This is a genomic window from Candidatus Melainabacteria bacterium RIFOXYA2_FULL_32_9 (genome assembly GCA_001784615.1).
GTDB lineage: Bacteria > Cyanobacteriota > Vampirovibrionia > Gastranaerophilales > UBA9579 > UBA9579.
This window is the reverse complement of the sequence record MFRQ01000041.1, coordinates 1-12403: the sequence shown is the minus strand read 5'-3', so window position 1 is coordinate 12403 and position 12403 is coordinate 1. Positions and strand designations below refer to the sequence as shown.

Sequence of the window (12403 nt, the reverse complement as noted above, 5' to 3'; positions counted from 1 at the left end):
AATATTTACTTACATTTTTAGTATTAATTTTTTATAATTTAAAATAAAATTATATTTTATAATCCATTTATAAAAACTATTTAGTTATAATAACTTAAAGGCTTATAGAAAATCTGGAAAGGTTAAAGCTGTGACAAAATATTTAATTGAAATTGGAACTGAAGAATTACCATATAAGTTTATCCCATCAGCAATGGAACAGTTAAAAGAATCCTTGGCTAAAGCCTTTGAGGGAAATAGAATTTCTTATAAAGACATAAAAACATACGGAACGCCAAGAAGACTTGCTGTAATTGTTGAAGATATTACAGAATCACAACCAAACATTGAAAAAGTAATAAAAGGTCCGCCTACAAAGGCTGCTTTTGATGGAAATGGAAACATTACCCAGGCAGGAATTGGGTTCGCTAAAAAACAAAATGTTAATCCTGAAGATTTATATAAAGAATCTGTTGGAAATGTTGAATATGTCTTTGCAAAGGTTAAAGAAGAAGGCAGAAAAACAGGTGAAGTCCTTAAAGATATTATTCCCGACATTATATTAAGGTTACAGGGTTCTCATTTTATGAGATGGGGAGATCTGGAAGTTAGATTTTCACGTCCTATTAGATGGCTAGTCTCATTAATGGATAATGAAGAAGTAAAAATAAAGATTGCTGACATTGAATCTACCAGATGCTCAAGAGGTCATAGATTTTATAACAATAAAGAAGTTGAAATAACTTCTCCAGATAGTTATATGGAAGATTTATATAAAGCTCAAGTAATTATTGATACGGTTAAACGTCGTGAAGAAATAATAAAACAAGCATCTAATATAGCTAAATCAGTAAATGGAAATGTTCATTTAAACCCTGAATTGGTTGATGAAGTTACATATATTGTAGAATGGCCACATCCAATTCTTGGAAGCTTTGATAAAAAATATCTTGTAATACCAAAAGATGTAATTGTTACTGTTATGGCAGCGCATCAGAGATATTTTCCTGTATTTGCCGAAAATGGTCAGTTATTGAACTATTTTATTACTATGGCCAATAATGATGCAGCTAAAGCACTGGAAAATATCAAAAGAGGTAATGAAAGAGTTTTAAAAGCAAGACTCGATGATGCAATATTCTTCTATACTGAAGATACAAGAAGAACTCTTGAATCCAGAATTGAGGATTTAAAAGGAGTTACATTCCAAAAAGGACTTGGAACTATCCACGATAAAGTAAGTAGAATAAGAGAAATATCTTACTTTACAAGTGAAGAACTTAATCTGGATAAAGCCACCATAGATAACGTTGAGAAAACAGCACTTTTATCCAAAGCTGACCTTGTAACCTCGCTTGTAAGAGAATTTACTGAACTTCAAGGTTTTATCGGTATGAATTATGCAAAGCTGGATGGAGAAGATTGTCTTGTTTCTGTTGGAATTGCAGAACATTATATGCCGGTTTCAGCTGATGGAGAATTAGCTGATAGCATAACAGGGCAGGTTGTTGGCATATCCGACAAAATTGATACAATTGCCGGTGTTTTTGCTTTAGGTAAAATACCCACAGGCTCTGCTGACCCGTTAGGATTAAGAAGAGCTGCTCTAGGTATTATTATTACTATAATTAAGAAAGATATAAATCTTAATTTGTCTAAAGTTATTGAGAATGCAGTATCTATTCAGCCTGTAAAAATTGAGAACACAGGGATTTTAGTCAGCGAGATAAGGGATTTCATTATTCAAAGATTGAGAATTTATCTGACAGAAAACTATAGATATGATGTGGTTGAGGCTGCATTAAGTACAAAAGATCCTTTAGCTGATCTGAAAGATCTTGTAAAACGTACTGAAGTGTTATCTAAACTCGTAGAAAAAGAAAATTATAATTTATTCCATGATGCAGCAAATAGAATTCATAGAATCATTAAATCTGAGCAATTTAATCCTACACCTGATCCTAGTCTATTTGTACATGATATTGAAGGTCAATTGTGGAATTGCGCAAAAGGTATAGATGAAGATAATCTTGATTATAACGAACTAGTTTCAAAGCTCGAATCATGTGTACCTGTAATTGAAAAATTCTTTGATGAAGTTCTTGTAATGGATCCAAATATGGATATTCGTCAAAATAGATTATCATTACTGGGTAACATAAGAGAAAAGTTCTTGAAGCTGGCAGACTTTAGCAAAATAGTAGCCTAGTGAAGTGACCGAAAAGTTATGAAGATATTTCAGGGAGGCAAATTTTCTCCGTCGCTGTGCCTGTTAGACAGGTAAGGCTCCTGCGAAAACATACCTCCCTTCAAAATTAATCGGTCAGAGTACTAGTACTCAGTTAAATTAGTTTTGATGATGAGTTTGTTTCTGGAGGAGCCTTGAAAACTCGTAGAGTTTGAACAGCGACGGAAGAAATTAACTCATCAAAATTAAATTAACAATGCACTAGTGTATTGATTAAAATTAAAATTGCTTTGTATAGGAATATATCTACCTATAAAAATGCATTAGTGCTAGATAAATATATTTTTATTAACTCATATTGTGCTTAGCAATCATAATGTGGGGAGTTGAGTTTGCTTTAAAAGGGGAGTCCGCAGCTTATGAATAAAAGGCGGATTGATAAATTCTCGATTGTTGATATCCCTACACAATCTGAGATAGAAAAACAACAATTAAACCGTACATTGGTTATGATAATGCTAGGGACTTTGCTAGCTGTTGCTTTTCTTATATCGATGACTTTTACGTTTAAAACTATACAATTAGCAAGTGAATTGCCTGATGCTGATATGTTAAAGGCTCATAAACCTGATCAGGCTACGTTAATATATGATATAAACAATAAACTTATTGCTAATATCCATGGAGATGAGGATAGAGTCCTGGTCTCACTTGATAAAATATCTCCTTATCTTCAAAGGGCAGTTATTGCCGTTGAAGATAACAGATTTTATTCTCATAAAGGTATTGATTTAATTGGAACGATAAGAGCAGGATTCAATAATTTTTCGGGTGATGGTTCTATTCAAGGGGGTAGTACTCTAACTCAGCAACTGGTAAAGAATTCTTTTTTATCTCCTGAAAGATCATTCAAAAGAAAACTTATAGAAGCTATATTAGCTATTCGAGTAGAAAAGAATTTTACTAAAGATAAAATACTTGAAATGTACTTAAATCAGATCTATTGGGGAAATTTATCTTATGGAGCAGAAAAAGCTGCAAGAAGATACTTTAAAAAGTCTGCAAGCAAACTGGATTTAGCTGAATCGGCATTGTTGGCAGGGTTAATTAAAGCTCCTGAAGGGTATTCTCCCTATAGAAACTTTGAAGGCGCAAAATTCAGACAAAAACTTGTTCTTGAAAGAATGGAACATTATGGTTATATAACTCATAAGCAGAGAATTCAGGCAGAAGAACAATCTTTAAAATTGGCTTCACCAAAGCAAAGTTATTCTAAATTCCCTTATTTTGTTGATTATGTATCATATTTACTTAGACAAACATATGGGGAAGATGTTGTAAGAAGAGGCGGGCTGCGTGTTTATACTACTCTGGATCCAAAAGTGCAGGAAATAGCAGAAAAGACAATAAAAGAAGGGGTGAAATCAATCCCTAAAGGTTCTGGAGTTACTCAGGGAGCTTTGGTATCAATTGATGTTGATAATGGTTATATTCAAGCCTTAGTTGGTGGCATGGATTATCAAAAAAGTAATTTTAACAGAGCTGTTTTTGCAAAGCGTGCCGCAGGATCATCTTTTAAGCCGGTTGTATATTTAACAGGGCTTAGATTAGGTAAAATAACTCCTGAAAGTCCGATTGTTGATTCTCCGATCTCGTTTAATACCGGTTGGAATGTTTGGTCTCCGCACAATTGGGACGGGAAATACATGGGAAGAATGACTGTAAGAAAGGCTTTGACTTTATCCAGAAATACCCCTACCGTGCGAGTTGCATTAAAAGTTGGAGTAGATTCAATTATTGAGACTGCTAGATTATTAGGTATAAAAAGTCCTATTAACAGAAATTTCTCTATTGCACTAGGTTCAACGGGAATATCACCTTTAGAAATGACAACTGTTTATTCTACGCTAGCTAGAGAAGGTGTTTATATGGAGCCTACAGCCATAATAAGAGTTGAAGATAGTGATAATAATATACTGGACCAGCATGATCGTTACCCAATAAGAGTTGTGAGTCCGAACTTTGTAGCACAATTATGCTCTATATTAGTAGACGTAGTTGAAAAAGGTACAGGTAAGCAAGCAAAACTAAAAAACAGGGTTGTTGCTGGAAAAACAGGAACGACCGATGATGTTAGAGATATTTGGTTCTCAGGATTTACCCCGGATACAGCAACAGTTATTTGGATGGGAAATGATCAAAACACACCTTTAAATGGAGTATTTAGCAGTAATTGTGCACAACTATGGGGAATATTCAGTACAGAATATTATAAAATCAAGGATATTTCTCCAAGATATTTCAGAAAGCCTGTAAAGACAAACGTTTTGAAACAGGACAAAAAAGATAAAAATGACAAAAAAATCTCTATTGAGAAGGTTAGTAGAAACAAAAGCAAGAAAAATAAGGACGCTAAAAAGGAAGATAAGAAAGTTAAATCTGAAATTGAAGATACATTTGAGCAGGATTATGATATTAAACCTGAAAATAAACCTGCAAAAACAAAAGATACAACGCCAAGATCGATAGAAACAAAGCCTCAATACAAATATCCACAAAAGTATCCACCAAAACATGGATATGATTCTGATAATGTAAAACCAAAAACACAAAATCCAGAGCAGAATTTTGCTCCTGTACCTAAGTCTGAAACCAGACAAGAAATGCCTCTCAATTCTAAAAATAGCTCAGGGCCTCAATTAAGACCTAAACAGGTTAATAATGAATCAGATATAGAACAGAGAGTCCAAAGATATTTAAGAGGTTCTCAATAGTAGATTGTTTCATAAGTTCAGGAAGTTATATTATTTCCGTCGCTGGTGCTAACGCACATAATTAAGTGGAATAATTGATGACTTGAAAAAGTGACAAGGTCACCTTCGCATTTCATAGGCTAATAACATAACCTCCTCATCATTATTTTTTAAACAAAGTAATGGTGCTTTGCGCTGAAAAATGTAGAGGCAAAAATTTTCTTCTTACAGAACGACTCTAATATTACTCTTGATCCTATCATTTAGAAAATTCCTGCAAAAAATAGCCTATTTCGCAATATTTATGGAATAAAATAATGCAATTTAATACTAAAAAACATCTCATCTCCAGTTAGAGTAGGTCAATATGTTAGTTCAGATATTTTAAATATTTAAATATAATTTTAAAATCTAAATAATTTTTTATTTTGATAATAATCATTATATGAAACCAATTTCGAATAAAAATAATAATAAAACTATCTGAGAGAAATTATTTCAAACTATTAAGTTTAAATATTTTCCGGTTTTTCCTTTATTTGATTGTACTACTAACTAATTTGGCGATGTGCAATAATAATAACAGTAAATAATGTACTATAATCTAAAGTAGTAAGAAGATTGCAAGTAGAGCTTTAAGATAAATGTCTATCAGCCCAAATAATAAGAGAGCAATAATATTAGCATTAACAATATTGTTTGTTAGTATTATTACTCTTTATTTTCAATTTGTTCCAAAATTGATAAATATCGAGAAGCATAGACCCCAAATAGAACAGGCTATAAAAGAAAATCTGGATGTGCCGGTTGTACTTGGAAAGCTTGATACCTCAGCAACCTGGAATCTAGGGATTAAACTTCATATTAGCAGTATAGATATAAAGCATCCGGACAATTCTGATTTTATTTCAACCGGGCATACTTCAGTAGAATTATCTATGCTGCCTTTTTTACGTAATAAAATTGTTATACGTGAAATTAAAACTAATAATCCTGCAGCTTATATTAATAGGTCAAAAGCAGGAAAGTTCGATATAGAGCAATTAATCCCAAAAAAGTCCGATAAACCTTCAAAATTCAAACCTGTTTTGGATAATACCAGAATTATAGCGAATAATTATCAAATATATTTTAATGATGAATTTATGTCTCCAATGCAAAAGCATACAATTGTAGGAGATTACGTTAAGATATCTGATTTTGATCCTGATAAATTTTTGAGAATAAATACTAAAGGGCAGGTTGTAACCAGTAAAAAGCCAAATACCTATTTTGATGTTGAATATTCAAGTAAATTTCCTATTAAAAAGGGGGGACTTGCAAAGAATAATGCATCAATAAAAGGCCAGATACAGAATTTATATCCAAACCTCTATCTGGCTTATATAAATAAATATGCTCCCCGTAAATACTCAAGTCTTCAGGGTAAATTAAACATGGATTTTGATATTAATTTAACAAAATCTAAGCTTAAATCAAACAATTTTATGGTAAAAGCCTTATTATCTGATTTATATGCTGTAAGTCCAGTTAAAGGTGAAGTTTTAAATATTGTCGGTCCTGCAAATGTTTATGCAAAAGGTAAATTCAATAATGATCTGACATTAGAAGAGTTTAACCTGGTAAATAAAAAATCCAGAGTAAAAATAAATGGCAAGATTTCAAAGTTTAAAACTAAGAATAAAGTTTTAGACTTAAAATTATTAATTGATAATTCCAGAGCTGCTGAATTACTTGATGCTTTTCCTAAAGAAATCAAGGTTCCCTTAGATGCTGTTTCAAAAGTCCATAAGCATAACATTGACGCGAATTTGTCGGTAAACTTAACTATAAAAGGTAGACCTAAAACTCCTGATTTATTTGGAGATTTAAAATTTAATGATTTGTCCATAGGATTAAACCCGATAAAGGTGCCTAAAGGCTATGGAAAGATAGAGTTTCTCGGAAAATCATTATTACTTGATATTTATGAATATACAGATCAGCATGGTCTTGTAAAAGCTTTTGGAATGGTTTCTCCTGTCAATAAAACTATAGACCTCAATGTAAAAACAGGGGTTATAGATTTAAAAAGAGGCAGGGATATGCTTCTTGTGCTAAAGGATATTTTGAACTTTAAACTTGGTCCCGTTCCTGATATATATGGCAGAGGTTCAGGAAAAGTTGATTTAAATATCCGAGGCAAGTTTAAAGCTCCCAGTATTCCAGGTGTTAACGGTTATTTAGAGGTGCTTAATGCCAGAGGGTATTATGAAAATCTTTATGGGAAATTTCATGATGTAAAAGGCACTCTCAAATTTGACAATGATAGGGTTGTGTATAATGGCATATCTGGATTTATGGGCGAATCAAAGGTTATAGCTGAAGGTTATACAACACTTAAAGGTTATTCTGATGTCAAATTAACTATGCCAGATATGAATTTAGTTACTGGACATGAGCTAATATCTAACAGTCCACTTCTTGTAGAGGTAAAAGATGCTTTAAAAGATATAAAAGAAGTATCAGGTCATGCTGATACGGTTATATATCTGACTGGAACTGAAAAAATCCTCGAATCTAAAGGGGAATTGAATCTTCATGATTCTGTAGCAACTCTTGCAGGCTTTGCAGAGCCATTTAAGAATTTAGCTGGCAAGATAAGTTTTATAAATGAAAAAGCAATTTTTACTAACCTGCAAAGTACAGTTATGCAAAGTCAAATAACCACTAACGGCTCTATTGAGAATAAAAAAGATATGATTATGGTTTTGTCTGCCCCTAATCTTGATCTTAATGCTGCTCATAAATTTGTAAAAAATAGTCCTGCTTTAGCTAATGCTCAGAAAGACTTACAAAGTTTTATCAATGTTTCAGGGCATGCTAAAACTGAAATTAGTTTGAATGGTAAAGTAGACAGTGATGATTTATTAAAATATGCCAAATTTAATATGGATAAAACGTCTCTGATAACCAGAGAATTAGGATATCCTATTGAAAAATTAAAAGGTGAATTGCTTGTTACCCCAAATGGAGTATTTACAGAAGGAACTAGGGCTGAAGTACTTGGAATACCAATAAGAATAGCCGGGCAGGTAACCGGATTTGCAGCTGATACTCTTATTCCTCAGTTCAAACTACAAGCTCAAAAGTTTGAATTTGACAAAATAAAAGAATTGCTTCAAGCGCCAATAGTTCCACAGGGTATTAGAAACGAAGTTGCAAAGTTTAAAAACCTTGATGGCCAGGTAAATATTGATGTAAATGTTGATCCTAAAGATTATAAAGCTTATATTAAGTTTGATGATGTACAGGCTTTATACTCACAGGAAAATACACCCATAGAGTTAAGTAATGGAGGTATTACTGTCACTTCTGATGATATATATTTTGATAACTTGAACACTAGATTATCAAAATCCAGATTTTATCTTGATGGTGCAGTAAAAAATTATAGAATAAAGCCTGTATTAAATGTTGTTACCTCAGCTGAAATTGTGTCAACAGATATTGATAAATATATTAACCAGTATTTGGATCAACCTATTGTTGCAAAAGGTGCAATTCCAATTAGCGCAACACTTAAAGGCAATCTTAATAATTGGGATATATTAGCCCAAATGACACTTGATAAGGGCACTTCCATATCATTTCAGCCAAATTTAAATTTACCTGATGATAAAGTTAGGATATTCAATTTAAAAGCAGCTGGAACACAAAATAAAATAAATATTCAGGATTTAGAAGTTTCTATAGCTGACACACCTTTAACAGCTATGAATTCTGCATCATTAACTTCTCAGACAGAAGCAGAACTTGAAAAATTGTTAAAAATAAGTGGAATTATCGATGGTCTGCAAACAGATAATCCTGTTTTTCAAGAATTTCGTGTATTAACACCTAGCCCATTTGATATAACGCTATTAAACAATGCTATAAAGACCCAGGATAATCAACCTTTCTTTTCTAAAGGAGAATTTATCGGTAGTGTAATGCTTCAGGGTAGAATAAGTTCCCCTCAAATATTAGGTAATCTAACTTTAAACAATGTCGCAATTCCTTCTAGAGATGTGCTTATTGATTATGCAATTACAAGTCTTAATGAAAATGAAATAATAGTTAAAGATAGCTATATGACAGTAGCAGAATCCCCTTTAAAAGTTAAAGCCAGTATATCAAATATTATGGATAGTCCCTTGCTTGTTAAATCAGTTATCGTTTATTCTCCTTCACTTAATATTGATAAAATAGCAGAGCTCTTTAAAAAACCTGTAGAAGAACACGCTGAAATAGATTTACCTCCTTTTGTTATTGAAAATGGTGTGATATGTGCAGATGAGTTAATTATTCATAACTTAATTACGAATAATATGATTACTAATCTTGATTTTACACCTGACTGGTTGCTTACAGTGTCTAATTTGTCATTTGAAACAGCCGGTGGTATAGCTAATGGCCAAGTATTGTATAATTTAAAGACTACTGAATTAGCAGTAGATTTAACAGCAAAAGATATGCAGGCAAACGCTGCAGCAACTACATTAATGAGTCTGCCTAACGAAGTTTATGGAGTTTTAAGCGGTGATGCTCAGTTCCGTACAAGAGGTTCTACATCTGAAGAATTAATAGCTAATGCTAATGGAGTTGCAAATTTTGAAATTACTGATGGACGTCTGGTACGATTAGGTTCTCTTGAATATTTATTAAGAGCAGCTAATGTGGTTCAAAGTGGCGTAGCAGGGTTAAATATAAATAATATACTTGATCTTATTGCACCTCAGGAGACAGGACACTTTGAAACATTAAAGGGCACTGTTATTGCAAAAGATGGAACCCTAAAAACCGATAATATAGCTTCTCAAGGTAAAAATCTTAGTCTTTATTTTTCAGGAAATCTTGATATGGTGACGAATACAGCTGATATTACCATTCTTGGAAGGCTTTCTAAAAAAGTATCGGGTTTACTTGGACCTCTTGGTAGCGTATCTATAAATACATTTATTGGATTTATTCCAGGACTAGGTTTCTTGCCTTCCTCACCAGAAAAAGGATTGGTAGATGTAATTCCCGGATTAAGTAAAATTCCTGTTCTTGGTCTTGGTGGCGGCAAATATAGACGTTTTGCAGTAGAGATTGATGGTGATCTTTACAATCCAAGTTCAGTCAAGAGCTTTAGGTGGGTAGATTAAAATAGCGCTTTTTTATGATATATGCAATTATCTGCCTGTTATATTATCACTATGGCAATCAGTGCCACCTGTAATCAATAATTTCAGCTTAATTGCATATTCTTTTATTTGATCCACGGTATGAAATTTAACTATACCTCTATGACCTGTATATGGATAATAAACCTCAATTCCGTCCAGACCAAAATCTTGCAGTTCTTTTATCATTTTTTTAAGGTTGATATTCCAGCAGCAGGCTGGATGAGCTAAAACAGCAATTCCTCCAGCTTCTTTTATCGTTTTAATTACTTCTTTAGCTTTTCTTTTATTAAAAAATCTTATAATATCAAGTCTTGTGGCATTAATATTTTTTGCACACAGTTGTTTTAATTTTTCATTATTGATATCAAAACCATACCCAAGAATATGTATAAAATTTGTTTTATACCAGCAGTCAAATTCAACGCCTGTAATAACTTGTAAATCTCCCAGATTTTCATAAGGAATATATTTATAGGCTTCTATAGAGTTGTGGTCTGTTATTGAAATTACTTTAAGATTACTTTCTTTAGCTTTCTCAATTACCTCATCAGGAGAAAGAGTTCCATCCGAAAAGTTTGTATGTATATGTAAGTTTGCATTTGCAAAAAAATCAGATTTTTTTAAATTTTTTAAAGACTCAATCATACTTTGCATAGTAAAATAAGTTAATATATATTTCAAACTACCATTCAGTTTATTTTACTCTTATTTGGCATAAAAGTCTCTTGCTTATACAAAAAGCTATAAATTGTATAATAATCTAACAGAGTTTGTAGGGTGATACAGGTATCAAAATGGGTAGAGCGAAAACGCAATTAATGAATATTTTTCAGGTTATTTTTAATGGTTTTTTAATTTATATTAAAAACCTGATTCCTTTATCGAAAGTAATGATGTTTCCTGTTTTCGGACAAGTAATAGGAGTGTTTCTGATTCTTTACCCGTCATATTGGCTTACAAAAAACTCTTATACAATATTCCCAAGTGGGATTAATTCAGGAAATATATTATTATTTTTACTGGTACTTATCATAGCTATAACTCCAGGCTTCTTTATTTTTATTAAAGCCTTTTGGGAGTATATGATAGCTACAGTATCGTTAAATTCTATGATTGCTGCTATAAATAAACAAGGAAGTCTGAAAAATACAGAAATTAAGATTCAAAATCAAGCAGTTAAGCTTAGATCTAAAGATTATATTTCATTAATTATGATATTATCTTTAGTCTGGCTTGTGGCTCTTATTTTGCCTGCAATTATATTATTTACAGGTATTAATTCTGCTACAGTGATTGGATTTGTAGCATTAGAACTTGCTGCCATATTTATTGCAGCTATAATATCCATATATTTAAGCTTAACTTTTCAGGTATTTGCTTTTGAGAATATTTCGGTGATAAATGTATTAAAAAAAAGCTGGAGTCTCGTTGAAGGCAATTTTTGGAGGGCTTTTCTTTTAGGAATAATTTTATCCATTATAACCGGGGCAATAGTTCCTGCAATTTTTCAGACTTTAATAGAAATGACAGACTTAATATCGTACATAATTCATCCGGTTAAAGCATATACAGCAGCATTGTTTGGTAATTTTACACAATTAGGGCCTCAACCTTATTTTACAATCTGCTCAAACCCTGCTAATCCTACTGCTTGTATTACAGATATTTCCAGGACAGTAGTGTTAACTATAGCAGGAACAATAGTCACTGCTTTTATACTGCCTTTAGGCAGTGCTTGCTATACCCTTTTATACTTTGATGTTGTTAATAGAAAGAGCCCGAAGAAATAAGTGAGACGAATGTTTAGGTGTAAAAATTGTAAATCTGTAGATAATTTCGGCTTGATGATCAGTCCTACTTACAAAGGTAAGGGGGCGTATTCAGAAAGGTTCAACGAACACGGGGAAATTCTGATTAATGTTGATGGATACGAATTTATCCCTGATCTGGCTTTTATGAATTCTCATTCAGTTTGTAAATATTGTGGAGAAATTAAAATCTGGGAGTATTATTTTCCTAGATTTCACAATGAAGAAGACAAAAATAACAATTAGAAACTGTTTAATTATTGATTTTACTGAGGCAGGGACATTATTGAGTCATCTAAGAATTTACTTCGTATTCTACGATGACAAAATATAATATCCCTGCTTTTAATCAGCAAATACTTTGCTTAAATAAAGATTTTTATTCCTTACAGGACTTACGCAAAGTAAAAAATTAGCATAAAAAATCTACATCCTGATTTTTCTTTTTAAGGAAGAAGTGTCAGGATGTAGTTATGAACACAAATA

The 12403-nt window shown here is 32.2% G+C and carries 6 protein-coding genes; 5 read left to right on the top strand and 1 reads right to left on the bottom strand.

Going from position 1 to position 12403, the window contains the following annotated elements:
- Nucleotides 1-130 precede the first annotated feature (130 nt).
- The 3 genes from A2255_05790 to A2255_05780 all read left to right on the top strand — a co-directional run bounded on the left by A2255_05790 (nucleotide 131) and on the right by A2255_05780 (nucleotide 10088).
- On the top strand, nucleotides 131-2188 hold the full coding sequence (locus tag A2255_05790; GenBank protein ID OGI22039.1) for a glycine--tRNA ligase subunit beta: 2058 nt from the start codon (nucleotides 131-133) through the stop codon (nucleotides 2186-2188).
- A gap of 398 nt (nucleotides 2189-2586) precedes the next feature.
- On the top strand, nucleotides 2587-4941 hold the full coding sequence (locus A2255_05785) for a hypothetical protein (GenBank protein ID OGI22038.1): 2355 nt from the start codon (nucleotides 2587-2589) through the stop codon (nucleotides 4939-4941).
- 623 nt (nucleotides 4942-5564) lie between these two features.
- Nucleotides 5565-10088, top strand: coding sequence for a hypothetical protein (locus A2255_05780; GenBank protein ID OGI22037.1), 4524 nt, complete (start codon nucleotides 5565-5567; stop codon nucleotides 10086-10088).
- Nucleotides 10089-10115: 27 nt separating this feature from the next.
- Here A2255_05780 and A2255_05775 read toward each other — a convergent pair whose 3' ends face one another.
- Nucleotides 10116-10763: a hypothetical protein gene (locus A2255_05775; GenBank protein OGI22036.1), complete on the bottom strand. Its 648-nt coding sequence runs from the start codon at nucleotides 10761-10763 to the stop codon at nucleotides 10116-10118.
- 140 nt (nucleotides 10764-10903) lie between these two features.
- Between A2255_05775 and A2255_05770 the strand changes: the two genes are divergently transcribed.
- The gene (locus A2255_05770; protein OGI22035.1) at nucleotides 10904-11899 is read left to right on the top strand and encodes a hypothetical protein; all 996 of its coding nucleotides are present in this window, start codon (nucleotides 10904-10906) and stop codon (nucleotides 11897-11899) included.
- Nucleotides 11900-11908: 9 nt separating this feature from the next.
- Nucleotides 11909-12163 carry a hypothetical protein gene (locus A2255_05765; protein ID OGI22034.1) on the top strand — a complete coding sequence of 85 codons (255 nt, stop codon included), beginning with the start codon at nucleotides 11909-11911 and terminating at the stop codon, nucleotides 12161-12163.
- The last annotated feature ends 240 nt before the right edge of the window (nucleotides 12164-12403 follow it).